This window comes from Rhizobium sp. AN68, assembly GCF_030758035.1.
Lineage (GTDB): Bacteria > Pseudomonadota > Alphaproteobacteria > Rhizobiales > Rhizobiaceae > Agrobacterium > Agrobacterium tumefaciens.
Genome location: NZ_JARWMI010000003.1, coordinates 46,956 through 65,286, shown reverse-complemented (window position 1 = coordinate 65,286; position 18,331 = coordinate 46,956). Strand labels below are relative to the sequence as shown.

Sequence of the window (18,331 nt, the reverse complement as noted above, 5' to 3'; positions counted from 1 at the left end):
CGGCACCTCAAAATTTAAGCCAGGGGCCGAAGCGCTGGAATGGCAGGCCGAGACCATAATTGAACACAGCAACGGAAAAGACCGTGATGGCGGCGGAAATAATGACGGCCATGAGCGGGCTCATCTTGTGCGAGGCGAAGGCTGCGATAAGGGCGCTGAAAAAAAGCGCCGGTACGAAACCAAGCCCCCGGACCGTGAAACCGAAAAAGATCGGCGCAGGCAGGATGAAAAAATCCCCCGCCAGGCGATTGCACCGAGGGCATCGCCCTGCACGCGGGTGGCGCGAATGAATATTACCCCACCAAGCAGGATCAGCACGATTGCCAGAACAAGCGGAAAATAACCCGGCCCCATGCGGAAGGCGGTTCCGATATCCAGCCCGAAAGACTGCAACGCGAAAAAAGCGCCAAAACCGATGAAAATTGCCCCACAGGCTGCCTCGGCAGGGTCAATGAAAAACGACTTCATGAAAGATGCCCCTCCACTGCGGCCGGCCACACACCGTTCCGCGCGTTAAACTGACGGCAAGAAGCCGGCGGCAGGGTGCCGCCGGCAATTGCTTCAACCATCAGTCGGCATATTGGCCGGCGCCCTCGATCACAGGCTTCCAGCGGGCGATTTCGCTTTCAAGCTTGGTCTTGAGCGCTGCGGGCGTCGCATCGGCTTCCGGGGAAGGCGTGGTGCCGAGTTCGGCAAAACGGGCCGCCACGTTCTTGTCCTTCAGCGCGACCTGCAGCGACTTGGAGAGCTTTTCGTTGATCTCGGCCGGTGTACCCTTCGGCGTGTAGATACCGTGCCAGATACCCACCTCAAGCTTCGGCAGGCCCGATTCGGCAACTGTCGGTACGTCCGGCAGCACGTCGAGCCGTTTGGCCGAGGTTACGGCATAGGCTTTAACGGTCCCGCCCTGGATTTGCTTGGTGGTGTTGGTGGTCTGGTCGCACATGATATCGACCTGTCCGCCGAGCAGGTCGGTCATGGCCGGGCCTGTGCCCTTGTAGGGAACAGTGACCAGCGGTGTCTCGATCGCGCTCATGAACAACATGCCGCACAGATGCGAAGCAGCACCGATGCCGGCATTGGCAACGGTGACCTTGTCCTTGTTCGCCTTGGCGTAGTCGATCAGACCCTTGAGATCCTTGGTCTCGAGCGTCTTGCGCGACAGAATGGTCATCGGCACTTCCGTGACCAGACCGACATATTCGAAAGCGTTCAGGGTATCATAGGCGAGCTTGCGATAAAGCGTGGCGCTCGTCGCCATGCCGATGTGATGCAGCAGAACGGTGTAACCGTCCGGATCCGACGCCGCCACGCGGCCAGCGCCCAGCGTGCCACCAGCGCCGCCGACATTTTCGACGATGATCTGCTGGTCGAGATCCTTCGACATGGATTCAGCGACAAGACGCGCGACCGTATCTGTCGGGCCACCGGCGGCAAAGGGCACGACCATGGTGATGTTGCGCTCGGGGTAGTTCTGAGCGGATGCAGAAAGCGCAAAAAGGGAAACGGCAGCGGCGGCAGCAAGGCCGGTAACTGTCTTCAGTATTTTCATCGATTCCTCCCGGATGAAAATGTTCGCCACTTCAGCCGCGCATGCTCCTCCATGGCGGCCGGGGTGAGCCATTTGCGATCCGGGATTGCCGTTCAGCAACGGCGGTCTTGCGGCAAGGCGCGCTTTTATCGCCATCATGGGCAGCAATGGGTGGATTTCTACCCATACGGGCTCATCCATGGGTGGAAATCCACCCATTACACCTCGGTCATGTGCCGGTGCAGCTCGTATTTCTGCATTTTTTCGTAAAGCGTTTTGCGTGAAATGCCGAGGCTCTCATAGACGGATTTCAGATTTCCGCCGTGGGCGGCGATCGCGCGCGCAATAAGGCTTTTTTCATAAGCGGCGACCCTTGCGGCAAGCGCCGCCTTGCCATCGCCCTCAAACGGCAGCGAGGTTTCGGAGACATCGCTTTCCAGACCGAGAACGAAACGGTCCGCCGCATTACGCAATTCCCGGACATTGCCCGGCCACTCACGCAGGGAAATGACTGAGAGCAGATGCTGCGGAACGTCCATATCTTCCCGACCGTAACGGGCAGCAGCCTCCCCGCACCAGATGCAGGAAAAGCAGCGGTATGTCGGCACTGCGCTGCGAGAGGGACGGCACGAGAATCGTCGCCACGTTCAGGCGGTAGAGAAGATCGGCACGGAACCGCCCTGCCGCGACTTCCTGCTCCAGATCGACCTTGCTGGTGGCGATGAAGCGGACGTCGAGCTCGACTGTTTCATTGGAGCCGAGACGGGTGATCACCCGTTCCTGCAACACGCGCAGGAACCGGCCCTGCAATTCAAAGGGCATGGAGCCGATCTCGTCCAGCAATATCGTGCCGCCGCGGGCATGCTCGAACTTGCCGTAGCGCGGGCGCAGCGCGCCGGGAAAAGCGCCAGCCTCGTGGCCGAACAGCTCGCTTTCGATCAGCGTTTGCGGAAGGGCGGCACAATTGATGGCGACAAAGGGCCGGTTGGCTCTGGCGCTGATGTCGTGAAGTGCGCGCGCCACCACTTCCTTGCCCGCACCGGTATCGCCGACAATGAGCGTATCGGCATCGGTCGCACCAATGGCGCGAATGCGGTAGCGCAGATCGACCATGACCTGGGTTCTGCCGGGCAGACGCGTTTCGAGATCGTCATGCTTGCCCGCCACCGCCTTCAGGCGGCGGTTTTCCAGCACCAGTGCCCGCCGGTCGTTGGCTCTTTTTATGATGCCGGCGAGATATTGCGGGGTGAAGGGCTTTTCGATGAAGTCATAAGCACCGTTGCGCATGGCATTGACGGCAAGCTGCACATCGCCATGGCCCGTCATCAGGATGACAGGTATTTCCGGGTCGAGCTCCCGCACCTTCTGCAGCAGCGTCATGCCATCCATGCCGGGCATCCTGATATCGCTGACCACGACGCCATCGAAGCTGTAGCCGATGAGCTCAAGCGCATGTTCGGCGCTTGCCAGCATGGTGACCGCAAAACCGGAAAGTTCCAGCGCCTGCGCGGTGGAAAAGCGCAGTTCCTCCTCGTCATCAATCAACAGAACCCGCGACATGGTCATTCCGCCGCCACCTCCACACGATAGGCTGCTGCCGGTAATTCGATCTCGAATTCCGCGCCGCCGTCTTCATGGTTTCTGACACGCAGCTGGCCGCCAAAATCCTTGATGATGTTGTAGGTGATGGAAAGGCCGAGACCGAGGCCACGCCCCACGCCCTTGGTGGTGAAGAAGGGATCGAAGATGCGCTCCGAAATCGCCGGAGGAACGCCCGGACCTCGGTCACGAATGAAAATCGAAACCGTCTGACCGTGCAGCACGGCTTTCAAAGCGATGCGACGATCCTCGCGCCCTTCCACCGCATCGGCGGCATTGGAGATGATGTTGACCAGCACCTGCTGCAGCCGCACCGGCCCGGCCTTCACCGCAAGCGGCACCGGACCAAGATCAACATCCAACACCGCATTGGCGACCTTCAGCCGTGCTCCAACAATTTCCAGCGTATCGCGAAGGACAGCATCGAGCGCGACCGCAGCCATTTTCTCATTGGGTTTGCGGGCAAAATTTCTCAGATGCCTGCTGATAGAAGCCATGCGATCGATAAGGCCCGAAATACGCCTGAGGTTTTCCGTCACCTCTTCCAGACGTCCACGTTCCACGAGAAGAGAGGCGTTTTCCGCATAATTCTTGGCGGCTGCGAGCGGCTGGTTGAACTCGTGCGAAAGTGCTGCCGACATTTGCCCGAGCGCTGCAAGCTTGCCCGCCTGAACCAGGTCATTCTGCATCTTGCGCAATTGTTTCTCCGTCTGGCGGCGCTCGGCGATTTCGTGTTCGATTTCACGGTTCACCCGCGCCAGATCGGCTGTGCGCTCCTCCACACGCCGCTCCAGCTCCGCCTGAGCTTCGGCCTGGTGGGTCAGGCGTTCACGCAGGCGCCGCCGTCTTTGCAGCATGGCGGCGACCACGGCAGCGGCAAGACACAGGCAGAGGATGATCGCGATCATCGCCGTCTTGACCTGCGTCCTGAGTGAGCCGGTATCCATCAGCACGCTGACCGTCCAGCCCGCGTCGGGCATCGGCTGCGACAGGACGAGATATTCCCGGTCACCGTCGTTCTGGCTGATCGTCATCAACTGATGAGAGCCGAAATTGCCGTTTTTCAGCGGCAGTTCCTTCAGGTCGGCATTGGCGTAACGGCGGGATGCCGCCGTGCGCGCAAGCCTTTCCGGTGTCAGCGGCATCAGGCCGGAATAAAGCCACTGCGGCGTTCCGGTCATGAAGATGATGCCTTCCGGGTCCGATACGAGAATGCGGTTTTCACCATCGCCGAACGACGCCTCTATGCCTTCAATATCGACCTTGAAGACGATGACGCCCTTTATCTCCTCGTTGAAGAGAATAGGCGCGGAAAAATAATAACCGCGCTTGTGGGAGGTGGTGCCTAGCGCAAAGAAACGCGACGGGAAGCCCTTGGCGGCATCCTGAAAATAGGGACGGTAGCTGAAATTCTCACCGACGAAGCTCGTGGGTCCATCATAGTTACTGGCGGCGATGGTCACTCCGTCCAGCGTGATGATGTAGATGTCGGAGGATTCCAGCAATGTATTGATGGATTTGAGATAGATATTGGCGCGCTGGCGCATCGCCTCATCCTGCGGATGCGCGACAAGCTCCTCAATGTCGTCGTGATCGGCGATCAGGGCGGGCAGCGGCTCGAAACGGCTCAAAAGCCCGCCAAGAGCCGAGACGGCCAGCCTGAGGGTGGTGCGGCCCTGATCGGAGACTTCGCCGAAATAGCTTTCCGCAATGATGCCGCTGCCCTTGGTCACGGCGCCGTAACCGAGGCCGAGGCTGAGCAGCGTCAATAAAATCCAGCGATATTTCACCGAAGCGCCCCTCCCCGTTGCAGGCACCAGACCTGCTCTCCCGAACAGAGTGTAGGAGGAGTGATCGGATTTTCCAAGTAACCGAAAAAAGCAGCTAAACGGCCCAAAAACAAAAAACCGGCCACGAGGGCCGGTTTTCCGTAAAGATTATTTCAGAAAGCTTATGCGCTTTCCTTCGGCGTCAGAACCTGACGACCGCGATACATACCGGTCTTCAGATCGATATGGTGCGGACGGCGCAGTTCGCCGGAGTTCTTGTCTTCAACGTAGGTCGAAGCCTTGAGACCGTCAGCCGAGCGGCGCATGCCGCGCTTGGACGGGCTTGTTTTTCTTTTTGGTACAGCCATTTTTGTTACTCCACTTTAGCGGCGAAACAACGTAACCGGCCATAACCAAAGGCCGAATGTCGGGTGTCTCGATATCGGAAATTTGGCGCGCTTATACATGCCCAAACGGGCTTTGACCAGCCCTGACGCGCATTTTTTCCGATTAAGCCGGTTTGCTGCGACGGGCGGGCGGCAGGCCTTTGCAAATCATGCTTCACTTCCTATCAAAAACCACAAGTTCCCTAAAGTGGTTCATGTCCCTGAATTCACAGAAAGCTGGAGCGCGCATCTCGATTATCGGCGCTGCCGCACGCAGTTTTTCCAGCTCTTCATCCAGCATCGCCTGCCATCGCGGCAGGCACTCCGGATCGAACCAGCGCGTGACATAAGCCAGCGTAATATGGAATTGATAGGTGTCGTGATCGGGATGCCGATAACCGAAAGCTTCGGCAAATGTATCCCGCCACAGCGCAATGATCCGGTCGTCTTCGGCGGTGGCACCCTTCAGCACCAGCCCCGTCGGCTTGAGACCAGTCACCTGCATATTGAAACCAGGCAGGCCCGGAAAATCCGCCAGACGATCGCAATAATACTCCGTCATCGTGTTGATCGGAGTATCGAGTGGCATGTCTTCCGGCCAGTAGGGAAATGCACGGCGATATTCGATAATGCCCTGAAATACCGTCATATGCAGGCTGGAAACCGGCGTGAAGGCCAGCTGCGATGCCTCGGGCATATCCAGAAAACGCTGGCGTGTCCCGATGATTGCGCTTTCGGTTTTCGACCCTTCAACGAGATGGCAGACCACGGTATTGCCCGGCTCGAGCAGGAATTCACCATCCGTATTATAGCGGCGACCCAGATGGCGCGGCGGCTGATCGTGGCTGGCAGCGGAAAAAGATTCCAGATCTTTTGAAACGAGCGGGGCGTGCATGGGGGAACTCCTTTTGAGATGTTTCCCCTAATCTGCGCACGCAACAAACCAATGACAGCTATCGGTCAATGGCCGGTCAATTCCCGTCAATGCGCCTCGTCCCAGTTGTCGGCCGCGCGGGCATCCACCTTGAGCGGAACCCTCATGGAAATAGCCGGCATGGCTGCATTTTCCATCACCGAGACGACGATGGGCAGGGTCTTTTCGATTTCCCCTTCCTCGACTTCGAAGATGAGTTCGTCATGTACCTGCAGCAGCATGCGGGCAGAAAGCTTTTCCGCCTCCAGCACCGGCTCGATACGGACCATCGCACGACGAATGATATCGGCTGCAGACCCCTGGATAGGTGCGTTGATGGCTGCACGCTCGTTGAAGGCCTTCATGGAAGGGTTGGAGGAGCGGATTTCCGGATAATGCGCGCGGCGGCCGAAAATCGTCTCGACATAGCCGTTCTCGCGGGCGAAAGCCTTGGTCGCTTCCATGTAATCGCGAATGCCAGGAAAACGCTCGAAATATTTCTTGATATATTCGCCCGCTTCGGAGCGCGCGATGCTGAGCTGGTTGGCAAGGCCGAAAGCGGAAATACCGTAGATGATGCCGAAGTTGATGGCCTTGGCACGTCGGCGCACTTCAGACGGCATGCCTTCCACCGGCACCCCGAACATTTCCGATGCGGTCATCGCATGAATGTCGATGCCGTTTTCGAATGCGCTGCGAAGCTGCGGAATGTCGGCGACATGGGCAAGCACACGTAGCTCGATCTGGCTGTAATCGGCGGAAAGAAGCTTGTGTCCGGGGGTGGAGATGAAGGCCGTGCGGATCTTGCGACCTTCCGCCGTGCGCACCGGAATGTTCTGAAGGTTCGGCTCCGAGGACGACAGGCGCCCCGTGGTGGTGGAGGCCAGCGCGTAGGACGTGTGCACCCGTTTCGTCTGCGGATGGACATATCCGGGAAGCGCATCCGTATAGGTCGATTTCAGCTTGGTCAGCTGCCGCCAGTCTACAATCTTGCGCGGCAACTCAGCCCCTTCTGCCGCCAGATCTTCGAGAACCTGCGCCGATGTGGACCATTGGCCCGTCTTGGTCTTGGAGCCGCCAGGCAGGCCCATCCTGCCGAACAGGATATCGCCGAGCTGCTTTGGCGATCCGATGTTGAAACGCTCGCCTGCCAGTTGGTAGACTTCCTCTTCGAAAGCAGCCGCCTTCTGGGCGAGTTCACCGGAGAGACGCGACAGGATCTGTCGGTCCACGGTGATGCCACGCTCCTCCATATGCGCCAGTACAGGCACCAGAGGGCGCTCCAGCCGCTCATACACACTGGTCAGCCGCTCTGCGGCAAGCCTGGGCTTCAGCACCATCCACAGCCGCAGGGTGACATCCGCGTCTTCCGCGGCGTAAGCGGTCGCCTTGTCAATATCGACGAAATCGAAGGTGATGCTCGACTTGCCCGATCCCGCCACGTCCTTGTAGGCGATCGGCGTGTGGCCGAGCCAGCGTTCGGAAAGCGTATCCATGCCATGCGTGGTTTTTCCCGCCTCAAGAACGTAGGAAATCAGCATGGTATCGTCGAAACTCTGCATGACGACGCCGTGGCGCTTCATCAGCAGGTAGTCATATTTGAGGTTCTGCGCGATTTTCAGAACGGCTTCGTCCTCAAGAAGATCCTTTAAACGTGCCAGCGCCTCGGCAAACGGCACCTGTCCTTCAGCAAGCCTGATGCCATCGCTGAAAAGATCGCCACCGGAGCCGGTCTTGTGCGTCAATGGCACATAGGCAGCGCGGATATCGGTGCCTGAGGCATCCTTGCCGTTATCGGCAATCGCCAGCGAAAAACCGACGAGTTCCGCCTGCATGGGGTCGAGCGAGGTCGTTTCCGTGTCGAAGGCGACGACACCTGTTTCGCGGGCAGCGGCAACCCAACGATCCAGCTCCGCCAGATCCCTGATCGTCGTATAGGCGGTCGTGTCGATCTTGGCGGCGGAGAAAACCGTCTGCCGTGCCGTGGCGAGATCGGTGGGCGCGCTACCCTCCCCTGTCACCTTCCGTGCCGAAGCGGTGGTTGACGCCGGCGCAGCGGTCTTGTCATCAGCTGCGGCAACTGCAGGCGCGGCGTCGAGGTCTGGTCCATGGGCATCAGCGCCCCATTGCACCGGCACATTGGCGGCTTCGATGGCAGAGGCATCGCTATCGGTGGCTTCAGCTACCCGGCGCGTCAGCGTCGTGAACTCCATCGCCTTCAGGAAAGCGATGAGTTTCGGGCCGTTCTGCGGTTCGAGCACCAGTTCTTCCAGAGACTGCTCCAGCGGCACATCGGTTCTGAGCGCCACGAGCTGTCTGGAAAGGCGGGCAAGATCGGCATTGGCGATGATGTTTTCGCGGCGTTTCTGCTGCTTGATTTCTCCTGCCCGCGCCAGCAGCGTGTCGAGATCGCCGTATTCTTCCAGCAATTGCGCGGCCGTTTTCGGCCCGATACCAGGAATACCCGGAACATTATCGGTGGAATCGCCGGTCATCGCCTGAAGGTCGATCATCTTTTCCGGGGCTACACCCCATTTTTCGACGACATCGGGAACGCCGATCTGCTTGTCCTTCATGGCGTCGTACATATGCACATTGGCCGTGACGAGCTGCATCAGATCCTTGTCGGAAGAAATGATGGTGACATCGGCGCCAATCGCCTCCGCCTGACGGGCGTAAGTGGCGATGATGTCATCCGCCTCGAAGCCTTCCGTCTCGATGCAGGGAAGGTTGAAGGCCCGTGTCGCCTCGCGGATCAGGCCAAACTGCGGCACCAGATCTTCCGGCGGTGCGGTGCGGTTGGCCTTGTATAGATCGTACAGCTCGTTGCGGAAGGTTTTCGACGAATAGTCGAAAATCACGGCAAAATGCGTGGGCGTGACGCCGACATCGGTATTGCGCGCATCCTTCAGGAGCTTCCACAACATGTTGCAGAAGCCGGAAACGGCGTTGACCGGCAGCCCATCCGACTTGCGGTTCAGCGGGGGAATGGCATGGAACGCCCGGAAAATGAAACCGGAGCCGTCAACGAGGAAGAGATGATCGCCTTTTTTCATGGCGATATGGATAGCGCGGGGCCGTTTTGACGTCCACAGAAAGTTCAAACAACGCACCGCAAAGCGCACGGGGCTAAGCCGCTGGAGGCACCGGCAAAATTCGCGTGAACCTTACGAATTTGTAATAGATTTTCCCTTGAAAAGCCGCATTTGCACACACATTTCTTAGGGGACGGCGCCTGATCACGCCGTAGTCTGATTGTAGGCTCGTCCCCCGCCGCATCAGACCGGACAAAGGCCTTTCCCCCCTCTCCGGGCCTTTGTCCTCTTATATGACCGCCATGGCCGTCCCCTCCCGGCCATGGCGGTTTTTATTTGTGCCGGGTTTCTGACTGGCATAAACATACCGTGCGATATATATCCCACTATCGAAATCGCGCGATTGCGCCGACCAGATGCCAGACGGATTGATGAATGGGTTTTTCCCGGGACGAATCGGCGATCTATCTCGCCGCAAAAATGGCGAGGGAATTCACCATGGCGCTCCAGAAGAGAGCTGCCGCGCTGGGGTTTTCTCCTGGACAATTCCCCATCCTCATCGAACTGTGGCATGAGGAGGGACTGACGCAACGGCAATTGCTGGATAGAATCGACGTGGAGCAGGCGACGCTTGCCAATACGCTGTCCCGCATGGAGCGCGACGGGCTGATCGTGCGCAAATCCCACCCAAGCGACCGCCGCGCGCAGATCATCGAACTTACCCAGCGCGGCAGGGATCTCGAGGCGAACGCCATTGCCGCTTCCGAAGCCACGGAAGATACGCTGCTGGCGGATTTCCGCCGTTTCGAAAAGCAGCTTCTGCTGGAATATATGCGCCGGGCGATCGACCGCGCCAAAAAAGCGAAATAGGATTTACAACTCGAAACGCTTTCTTTGCTCCTGGCCTTCTATCGCCTGCAGCCTCCAAGGTTTTGTTTCCGCGCAGTTTAGGCGGAAAACCACTTCGCACTTTTCATGAACTGCTCTATCGTTCCGGCGGCTGCGCGCTTGCCGATTCAACGACACGTCAGCCCCTTGTTCCCACGCGATGCGCGATACCAGGATGTTTCGTCCATCGCCGGGTTGCGACAGACATGACAGGATCAGCGATGACAGACGTTTCCCCCATTCTTTCCACGGCCGACGACAACCTTACCTCCAGCCTCGAGCGATTGTTCGAACTGGTGCGCATCCCGTCCATTTCCACGGACCCCGCCTACAAGGCGGAGTGCCGGAAGGCGGCAGAATGGCTGGTCAGAACGCTTGAATCACTGGGCTTTGCGGCTTCCGTTCGCGATACGGCCGGTCATCCAATGGTGGTGGCGCATCATGACGCCGCGACAAAAGACGCGCCGCATGTGCTTTTCTACGGCCATTACGACGTGCAGCCGGTCGATCCGCTCAATCTTTGGGAAAACGATCCGTTCGAACCGGCCGTGAAAGATATCGGCGGCGGCCGGCAGGTGATCACCGGGCGTGGAACGGCTGATGACAAGGGTCAGCTGATGACCTTTGTGGAAGCCTGCCGGGCCTATAAGGCAGTCAATGGCAGTCTGCCAGTGCGCGTCACCATTCTTTTCGAGGGCGAGGAAGAATCCGGTTCGCCCTCGCTGAAGCCGTTCCTCGACGCCAATGCCGATGAGCTGAAAGCCGATTATGCACTGGTATGCGATACCAGCATGTGGGACCGCGATACGCCCGCCATCGCCGCCGCCCTTCGCGGCCTGGTCGGCGAGGAAATCACAATCACGGCGGCCGACCGCGACCTGCATTCGGGTCTTTTCGGTGGTGCGGCCGCAAATCCCATTCACATCCTGACCGATATTCTCGCCGGCCTGCATGACGAGACCGGCCGCGTGACACTTGCCGGCTTCTATGACGGCGTGGAAGAAACCCCCGCCAACATCAAGGCTTCCTGGGAAACGTTGGGCCGCACCGCCGAAGCCTTCCTCGGCGAAGTCGGCCTCTCGATTCCATCGGGCGAAAAGGGCCGCTCCGTGCTGGAGCAGACCTGGGCGCGGCCAACGGCGGAAGTCAACGGCATCATCGGCGGCTATACCGGCGACGGCTTCAAGACGGTTATCGCCGCAAAGGCCTCTGCTAAAGTGTCCTTCCGTCTCGTCGGAGAGCAAGACCCGAAAGCGGTTCGCGAGAGCTTCCGGAACTATGTCCGCTCCAAAATTCCAGCCGATTGCTCGGTGGAATTTCACGAGCATGGTGCATCGCCGGCTATCCAGCTTTCCTATGATTCGCCAGTGCTGACGAAGGCGAAAAACGCGCTTTCGGAAGAGTGGCCCAAACCTGCCGTCGTGATCGGCATGGGGGGCTCGATCCCCATCGTCGGCGATTTCCAGAAGATGCTGGGCATGGATTCGCTGCTCGTCGGTTTCGGCCTTACCGATGACCGCATTCATTCGCCGAATGAAAAATATGACCTGCAGTCGTTCCACAAGGGCATCCGCTCCTGGATCCGCATTCTCGACGCCCTGGCCGCGAAGTAGTCAAAAAGAAAGGAGGCGCCGGTTACCCGATGCCTCCCCGTTCTCTTATATTTTGGTGGTTCAAAACAAAAAGGCCGGGCAAGCCCGACCTTTCCATCCGTTTTTCGTCAGTGCCAGTACATCCGTGGTCAAAGCGTTCAAACGGTCCGATGCTCCAGAGCGCGCCAACAAAGCCGACGCTGCTTTTCACGATCAGGATCGGCTGCTTTGGTTAATCTTTGGTTAACGCAACAACAGCGGCACTTTAAAAGCACCAGCCTGACAATTCCGTGCGGAGCACTGTTGAACCCTATATTGGTATGCACTCCAGCTTTTTCAAGAGCGGCCGGACCCGGTGCATCTTCCAAAAGAAAAAGGCCGGAAAAATCCGGCCTTTCATATTCATACGAATGACCCGTTCAGGCCAAGCCGCTTATCAGGAAGCGACGAGCTCGCCTGCAGACATCTTGCCCGAGCGGCGGTCCTGAGTCAGCTCGTAGGAGAGCTTCTGACCGTCGTTGAGGGAGGTCATACCAGCGCGCTCAACGGCGGAGATGTGCACGAATACGTCCTGCGAACCGTCGTCAGGCTGAATGAAGCCGTAGCCCTTGGTTGCGTTGAACCACTTTACTGTACCAGTCGCCATAACGATTTCCTTCCGTTGGCAAATTGTATTTGCACTGCGCGCAGTGCGGTCTTGGGTCGAATTTGAAGGAAAGATCGTCGTGTGCACCTAGAAAAGGCGCCGAAGCTCTGGTCGTCAAACAAATATCGATGCGCGAACACCTAGGTTGGAAGGGCCTGAAAGTCAAGTTTCTTTGAAAAAGCCCGGCGATTTTTGTGAAGCGTCGGCAAATGAAAGTCGCGGGAAACAAGGCCTTAAACAGCAAAAACCCGGCGCGGGAGGAGGTGCGCCGGGTTCTTGAAACTGACTGACAATTGGGAGGAGGAGTATTGTCAGTCCAATCGGGCGACGCTGGGAGGAGGAGTGCGTCGCTTCGATGATTTGAAGATACAGGATCTCCGCTCAAAAAACAGACGTTTCATCGCAGCGCAGCATTGCATAAAATGCATAGCTATTTCGCGACACCTTGAAGCCTCTTGGCATACCGCCTAATAAATACGCATGACCATCGAATCCGTCAGAGCGTTTTTCACCGAAAATTCCCCCGAAGTGACCGTTATCGAAACGGAAACGAGTTCGGCGACAGTCGCTTTGGCTGCCGAAGCGCACGGCGTCGATCCCGACCAGATTGCCAAAACGATCTGCCTGAAGGCGGGCGACACAATTCTTCTCGTCGTTGCCGCCGGCACGAAACGGCTCGACAATCGTAAATTTCGCGATCATTTCGGCGCCAAGCCGCGCATGCTGGGAGTGGAAGAAGTCGTTGCGGTTACCAGCCATCCCGTCGGCGGCGTGTGTCCTTTCGGATTGCCTTCTCCCCTTCCGGTGTTTTGCGACATATCCCTGAAAAACTATCCCGAGGTGGTTCCGGCAGCGGGTGCCACCAATGCGGCGGTGAGGATTTCGCCTGACATGATGGCGCGACTGACGGGAGCGGAATGGGTCGACGTCTGCCAATGACGCCGATTTGATCCGGCGAGGACTTAACCCCGCCTTAAATTGCCGCATTTAAACTCTTCATCCTGGATTAAGGATCGCGCAGGCATAGAAGCCTGAAGTGCGAACGGTTTCGCGAATATAAGGAGCGACTTCGGCTGGATGGCAGGCAAGGGTAAATCACGCGATCGGGTAGAGCCTTCCTTCGGGGATTTCCACGAATCCGGTGACGATCTGCGTCTTGATGCCAGCGAGCGCATTGGCGGAACCGCAAAGCAGCCCGCCAGAAAACCGAAGTCCACATCCGGCCGCGCCAAACCGCAAAAAAAGGAAAAGCGCACACGCAGTTCCGGCGGTGGCGCAACAGGCTTTATCCGGTCCCTCGTTTACTGGTGCATTGTGCTCGGCATCTGGGGCGGTATCGGCGTTGCCGGTCTTGTCCTTTATTACGGCGCGCGCATGCCGAGTGCCAGCAGTTGGACCATTCCCGAACGCCCTCCGAATGTGAAGATCGTTTCGGTGAACGGCAGCGTGCTTGCCAATCGCGGCACCACGGGTGGCGAGGCTCTCGCGCTTGAAGACATGTCGCCCTACCTTCCACAAGCGGTCATGGCGATCGAAGACCGGCGGTTCTATTCGCATTTCGGTGTGGATCCGCTCGGCCTGGCCCGCGCCATCGTGACCAATGTGATGACGGGACGAACAGTGCAGGGCGGCTCGACGCTGACGCAGCAGCTGGCAAAAAACCTGTTCCTCTCACAGGACCGGACGCTGGAGCGCAAGGTGCAGGAAGTGCTGCTGGCCTTCTGGCTGGAGCATAAATACACCAAGGACCAGATCCTCGCGATGTATCTCAACCGCGTTTATTTCGGTTCCAACGCCTTTGGCGTCGAAGCCGCTTCCAGACGCTACTTCAACAAATCCGCGCGCGACGTCAATCTTGGCGAGGCGGCAACGCTTGCCGGACTTCTCAAGGCCCCCTCGCGCCTTTCACCGGCGCGCGACCCGCAGGCGGCGGAGGAGCGGGCGCAGGTCGTTCTGAGATCCATGCGCGATGTCGGGTTCATCACCGATGACGAGATCAAGACCGCGATGTCGCAGCCGCCGACCAAGGCCAAACGTTTCTGGTCCGGTGCCGAACATTACGCTGCCGATATGGTGATGGAGGAAGTTCGTGGCCTGATTGGCGACGTCAAGCAGGACATCGTCGTCGATACGACCATCGACCCCAATCTTGAACGCGACGCCGAAAAAGCACTGACCCATGTTCTCCAGGGTGATGGTAAAAAGCAGGGCGCCTCGCAAGCGGCTCTCGTTTCCATCGATGGCACAGGCGCAATCCGGGCCGTGGTCGGCGGTGCGGATTATGCCGAAAGCCAGTTCAACCGGGCTGCCAAGGCGAAACGGCAACCCGGATCGGCGTTCAAACCCTTCGTATACGTCGCGGCGCTCGAATCGGGTCTGACCCCCAGTACAATTCGCAATGACGGGCCGGTCCGCATCGGAAACTGGACACCGGAAAATTATGAGAAGAAATATCGTGGCGAAGTTACGCTTGCCACTGCGCTTGCCAATTCTCTGAACACGATCGCTGCGCAGCTGGTGATGGAAGTCGGTCCTGAGCGGGTGACGCAGGTGGCGCATCGCATGGGCATAGAATCGGAGCTGCAGAACAACGCTTCCATCGCACTCGGCACCTCGGAAGTGTCGCTGATGGAGCTGACCGCCTCCTACGCTCCCTTTATGAATGGCGGCTACAAGGCGACGCCGCATATCGTCAAACGCATCTCCGATGCTGACGGCAAGGTGCTTTATGAAAACAGATACGACAACCCGCCGCGCGTGCTGAGCGAGGAAATCGCCGCGACGATGAACGGCATGTTGTCGCGCGTCATCACCGAAGGAACAGGAAAAGCTGCTCGCCTTCAGGGTTGGCAGGCAGCGGGAAAATCCGGCACGACACAGTCTTTCCGCGACGCGCTTTTTGTCGGCTACACAAGCAACCTGACAACGGGCGTCTGGTTCGGCAATGACGATGGCACATCGATGAAAAAGGTCACCGGCGGCGGCTTACCTGCGAGGGCCTGGAAAGATTTCATGACCGCCGCCCATTCCGGGCTCTCGCCCTCGCCGCTCTTTGGTCTCGGCGCAGGCGGCGTGCCGCCGCTTGGGGAAATACAGCAACCGGCGCCCGAGAGCGCGCCTTCCTCCATCGGTGACATCATTTCCAATGCTCTCGGCGGCGGCGGAACGACAAACACCCGAGCCTATCCCGAAGCGCCCGTCTCGCCAAACGCTGGTCAGCCGGGGGTCCCCATGCCGCCTGGAAACATCCCTTCCCGCGATATCGAACCCGGCTATTCAGCCGACAATGGACCTGTGCCGCCAGCCGATATCGGCGGCCGGGCGCCGGCAACTTCCGGGCCGAAGCAGACGACCCTTCTTGATATTCTGATGGGAAATTAATTGCCTTTTGGGTAATCGGCTCGCCGGTTACCCGGCAAGCGAAGGGCCGGCAACGATCCTGTCGCCTTTCCCGCAAATACTCAATTTTCCAAAGACTTGATTACACCGAATGGGCAACCAACGCAGCCAAGAGCGGAGACCGCACTTGTGTTTGCAACATATGCGTGCATCCACGTTAACCGTAGATTGCTATTTGCGCAAAAACGATTACATTTCGGATGACTTTTTACGGTAAATGAATTATTAATCGTTCATATAAATTAATTTTCTTGTTTCAAAATAACTTTTCAGGGCTTCATATTATGCTGGGTACTAAAAGCTCATCGCATGCCGTGTTTTACGGCGCCCCTTATCCTGCGGCTGTCACTTTCGACGCGGCGGAAACACAACCTTCCATTTCAGAAACCAACACGTCGGTGTTCCTGCGCAGCCAGTTTGTGCTCAAGAGAACGATCGACATTGCAGGGGCGTCCATCGCCCTTGTCGCACTCGCGCCCGTATTGCTGACCGTCGCGGCGCTGGTCAAACTCGACAGCAAAGGGCCGGTCCTGTTCTCACAAGTCCGTTGGGGCATGAACGGGCGAAAGATAAGGGTCTATAAATTTCGCTCGATGCGGACCGAACTGGGCGATGCCACCGGCGTGGCGCAAACGGTAAAGAACGATCCGAGGATAACCCGGATCGGCGCCGTGCTTCGCCGCACAAATGTCGACGAACTGCCACAGCTCATCAACGTCTTGAAAGGCGACATGTCGCTGGTGGGTCCGCGCTGCCATGCGATCGGCATGCTGGCCGCCGGCCGTCTTTATGAGGAACTTGTTCCCCACTACCACCTGCGGCACCGGATGCGGCCAGGCATTACCGGTCTTGCCCAGATGCGGGGTTTGCGCGGCCCGACGGATCGCAGTGACAAGGCGCGTGCCCGCATCGTGTCCGATCTTTATTACGTCGACAATTTTTCCGTCTGGCTGGATATCAAGATCATGATCGGAACGGTCATTTCCGAATTGCGCGGCGGCAAGGGTTTCTGATCTTTCAGAAATCAGACAGATAGAATCAAAAAAGCCCGGCAGCGATGCCGGGCTTTTCTTATGAAATCACCATATTCCGTCAGTTTATCGGCACGGGAGCCGCAGCCGGATCCGGCAGCGGCGCCGGGTTTGCCGACAGCGTGCGCAGATAAGCGATGAGATCGGCGCGTTCCGTCTCCTTCTTCACACCCGCAAAGCCCATGGCCGTGCCGGGAACGTGTTTCTTGGGAGCTTCGATGAAGTAGCTGAGATGATCGTAATCCCAGTGCACGGAACCGCCCTTGGAGAAATCCTTCATTGCTGCGGAGTAGCTGAAACCCGCATGGCTGGCGATCGGCCGGTTGACGATATCGAAGAGATTGGGGCCGACCTTGTTTGCACCACCACTCTCTCCGGTATGACAGCTCGTACACTTCTTGAAGACCGCCTCACCCTTGGCAGCATCCGCGCTGGCGAGCAATTTCGCGATCGGGGTTGCCGCTGCAGCGGGTTCGCCTGCAGCCTCGCCGCCGCTCGCTTCCGCGACGATGGCGTAACCTTCCTTTTCCGGGGTGGGCGCATGAAAAATGCCCTCAGACGCAATTGACACCGACATCAGAACGAAAACCGTGCCCAGCAACGCCCCAACGCCCATATTTACATAAGAATTCATCTATATGCGCTCCCTCGCATCCGCTCCATATAACCGGGCATCTTGAAATTATTCAAAAGCTATGGCTTTTGCACAGCCTGCGCAACTTGAATAATATTCCCCACTCCGTGACGTTTTGACACTTTTCGGTTGGGATTTGAAGGGTGTCGGATGAAGAATCGGGAATTCGAGAAAGCTGTCGTCCTTATACCGGCGCGGATGGCATCGACACGGCTTCCGGGCAAGCCTCTCGCGGATATTGGCGGCAAACCGATGATTGTGCAGGTTGCACTCAGGGCGCGTGAAGCTGGCGCGACGCGCATCGTCGTTGCAGTCGATGACGAACAGGTATTTTCAGCCGTTAAAAATGCCGGTTTCGACGTAATGATGACGCGCGATGATCACCAATCCGGTTCGGACCGCATTTTCGAGGCGCTGCAGAAGGCTGACCCCTATGGCAACGCCGAATATGTCATCAATGTTCAGGGCGACCTTCCGACCATCGAAGCGGAAACGATCCGCGCCTCGTTGCGCCCGTTGGAAAATGCCGCCGTCGACATTGCCACGCTGACGGTTGAGATCACCGACGAGGAAGAAAAGACCAATCCGAACGTGGTGAAAGTGGTTGGTAGCCCGCTTTCCGAGACGCGATTGCGCGCGCTTTATTTTACCCGCGCGACTGCGCCCTATGGCGACGGACCGCTTTATCATCACATCGGCCTTTATACCTATCGCCGCGCCGCCCTTGAAACGTTCGTGAGGCTTCAGCCTTCGCCACTCGAGAAGCGCGAAAGGCTGGAACAATTGCGCGCGCTGGAAGCGGGCATGCGTATTGATGCCGAAATCGTTCACTCCGTGCCGCTTGGCGTTGATACGCCGCACGATCTCGAAAAAGCCCGCACTATTCTCGCAAACCGAACCCTCTGATG

General features: G+C 58.1%; 13 protein-coding genes and 2 pseudogenes. 6 read left to right on the top strand and 9 right to left on the bottom strand.

What is annotated here, in order from left to right; translation table 11 throughout:
- Positions 1–7: 7 nt before the first annotated feature.
- From RBH71_RS13295 to polA, 7 genes and pseudogenes are all read right to left on the bottom strand, one after another.
- Positions 8–468, bottom strand: a pseudogene (locus RBH71_RS13295) (tripartite tricarboxylate transporter TctB family protein).
- Between the two features lie 100 nt (positions 469–568).
- Positions 569–1,552, bottom strand: coding sequence for a tripartite tricarboxylate transporter substrate-binding protein (locus tag RBH71_RS13290; protein WP_003514352.1), 984 nt, complete (start codon positions 1,550–1,552; stop codon positions 569–571).
- Between the two features lie 197 nt (positions 1,553–1,749).
- A pseudogene (locus RBH71_RS13285) lies at positions 1,750–3,097 on the bottom strand (sigma-54-dependent transcriptional regulator).
- Positions 3,094–4,920 (bottom strand): sensor histidine kinase, encoded by a 1,827-nt coding sequence (locus RBH71_RS13280; RefSeq protein WP_003514349.1) that lies wholly within the window; start codon positions 4,918–4,920, stop codon positions 3,094–3,096. Before RBH71_RS13280 ends, RBH71_RS13285 begins: the two are co-directional and overlap by 4 nt.
- A gap of 161 nt (positions 4,921–5,081) precedes the next feature.
- Positions 5,082–5,267 carry a 50S ribosomal protein L32 gene (gene rpmF / locus RBH71_RS13275; RefSeq protein WP_003514347.1) on the bottom strand — a complete coding sequence of 62 codons (186 nt, stop codon included), beginning with the start codon at positions 5,265–5,267 and terminating at the stop codon, positions 5,082–5,084.
- A gap of 193 nt (positions 5,268–5,460) precedes the next feature.
- Positions 5,461–6,180 (bottom strand): DUF1868 domain-containing protein, encoded by a 720-nt coding sequence (locus RBH71_RS13270; protein ID WP_003514344.1) that lies wholly within the window; start codon positions 6,178–6,180, stop codon positions 5,461–5,463.
- A gap of 86 nt (positions 6,181–6,266) precedes the next feature.
- On the bottom strand, positions 6,267–9,254 hold the full coding sequence (polA, locus tag RBH71_RS13265) for a DNA polymerase I (RefSeq protein WP_003514342.1): 2,988 nt from the start codon (positions 9,252–9,254) through the stop codon (positions 6,267–6,269).
- A gap of 414 nt (positions 9,255–9,668) precedes the next feature.
- Between polA and RBH71_RS13260 the strand changes: the two genes are divergently transcribed.
- Together RBH71_RS13260 and RBH71_RS13255 are read left to right on the top strand one after the other, a co-directional pair.
- Positions 9,669–10,103, top strand: a complete 435-nt coding sequence (locus RBH71_RS13260) for a MarR family winged helix-turn-helix transcriptional regulator (protein ID WP_003514340.1) — start codon at positions 9,669–9,671, stop codon at positions 10,101–10,103.
- A 239-nt stretch (positions 10,104–10,342) separates the two neighbouring features.
- Positions 10,343–11,734 (top strand): dipeptidase, encoded by a 1,392-nt coding sequence (locus RBH71_RS13255; RefSeq protein WP_003514337.1) that lies wholly within the window; start codon positions 10,343–10,345, stop codon positions 11,732–11,734.
- A 415-nt stretch (positions 11,735–12,149) separates the two neighbouring features.
- Here the strand turns inward: RBH71_RS13255 and RBH71_RS13250 are convergent, their stop codons facing one another.
- Entirely contained in the window at positions 12,150–12,359 is a 210-nt protein-coding gene (locus tag RBH71_RS13250; protein ID WP_003514335.1) for a cold-shock protein, read from the bottom strand.
- A 480-nt stretch (positions 12,360–12,839) separates the two neighbouring features.
- Here RBH71_RS13250 and RBH71_RS13245 point away from each other — a divergent pair, with 480 nt between their 5' ends.
- The 3 genes from RBH71_RS13245 to RBH71_RS13235 all read left to right on the top strand — a co-directional run bounded on the left by RBH71_RS13245 (position 12,840) and on the right by RBH71_RS13235 (position 16,771).
- Positions 12,840–13,298, top strand: coding sequence for a YbaK/EbsC family protein (locus RBH71_RS13245; RefSeq protein ID WP_003514334.1), 459 nt, complete (start codon positions 12,840–12,842; stop codon positions 13,296–13,298).
- Positions 13,299–13,436: 138 nt separating this feature from the next.
- The gene (locus RBH71_RS13240) at positions 13,437–15,740 is read left to right on the top strand and encodes a transglycosylase domain-containing protein (protein ID WP_003514332.1); all 2,304 of its coding nucleotides are present in this window, start codon (positions 13,437–13,439) and stop codon (positions 15,738–15,740) included.
- A 302-nt stretch (positions 15,741–16,042) separates the two neighbouring features.
- On the top strand, positions 16,043–16,771 hold the full coding sequence (locus tag RBH71_RS13235; RefSeq protein WP_003514330.1) for a sugar transferase: 729 nt from the start codon (positions 16,043–16,045) through the stop codon (positions 16,769–16,771).
- A gap of 79 nt (positions 16,772–16,850) precedes the next feature.
- Here the strand turns inward: RBH71_RS13235 and RBH71_RS13230 are convergent, their stop codons facing one another.
- Positions 16,851–17,423, bottom strand: coding sequence for a c-type cytochrome (locus RBH71_RS13230; RefSeq protein WP_003514328.1), 573 nt, complete (start codon positions 17,421–17,423; stop codon positions 16,851–16,853).
- A 150-nt stretch (positions 17,424–17,573) separates the two neighbouring features.
- Here RBH71_RS13230 and RBH71_RS13225 point away from each other — a divergent pair, with 150 nt between their 5' ends.
- Positions 17,574–18,329 carry a 3-deoxy-manno-octulosonate cytidylyltransferase gene (locus tag RBH71_RS13225; protein WP_003514327.1) on the top strand — a complete coding sequence of 252 codons (756 nt, stop codon included), beginning with the start codon at positions 17,574–17,576 and terminating at the stop codon, positions 18,327–18,329.
- Positions 18,330–18,331: the final 2 nt, after the last annotated feature.

Bases quoted from the DNA above. Each gene is read 5' to 3' on its own strand.
- RBH71_RS13255 (WP_003514337.1), top strand. From the start codon at position 10,343: ATGACAGACGTTTCCCCCATTCTTTCCACGGCCGACGACAACCTTACC.
- RBH71_RS13270 (WP_003514344.1), bottom strand. From the start codon at position 6,180: ATGCACGCCCCGCTCGTTTCAAAAGATCTGGAATCTTTTTCCGCTGCC.
- RBH71_RS13250 (WP_003514335.1), bottom strand. From the start codon at position 12,359: ATGGCGACTGGTACAGTAAAGTGGTTCAACGCAACCAAGGGCTACGGC.
- RBH71_RS13290 (WP_003514352.1), bottom strand. From the start codon at position 1,552: ATGAAAATACTGAAGACAGTTACCGGCCTTGCTGCCGCCGCTGCCGTT.
- RBH71_RS13235 (WP_003514330.1), top strand. From the start codon at position 16,043: ATGCTGGGTACTAAAAGCTCATCGCATGCCGTGTTTTACGGCGCCCCT.
- RBH71_RS13260 (WP_003514340.1), top strand. From the start codon at position 9,669: ATGGGTTTTTCCCGGGACGAATCGGCGATCTATCTCGCCGCAAAAATG.
- RBH71_RS13240 (WP_003514332.1), top strand. From the start codon at position 13,437: ATGGCAGGCAAGGGTAAATCACGCGATCGGGTAGAGCCTTCCTTCGGG.
- RBH71_RS13245 (WP_003514334.1), top strand. From the start codon at position 12,840: ATGACCATCGAATCCGTCAGAGCGTTTTTCACCGAAAATTCCCCCGAA.
- rpmF (WP_003514347.1), bottom strand. From the start codon at position 5,267: ATGGCTGTACCAAAAAGAAAAACAAGCCCGTCCAAGCGCGGCATGCGC.
- RBH71_RS13225 (WP_003514327.1), top strand. From the start codon at position 17,574: ATGAAGAATCGGGAATTCGAGAAAGCTGTCGTCCTTATACCGGCGCGG.
- polA (WP_003514342.1), bottom strand. From the start codon at position 9,254: ATGAAAAAAGGCGATCATCTCTTCCTCGTTGACGGCTCCGGTTTCATT.
- RBH71_RS13230 (WP_003514328.1), bottom strand. From the start codon at position 17,423: ATGAATTCTTATGTAAATATGGGCGTTGGGGCGTTGCTGGGCACGGTT.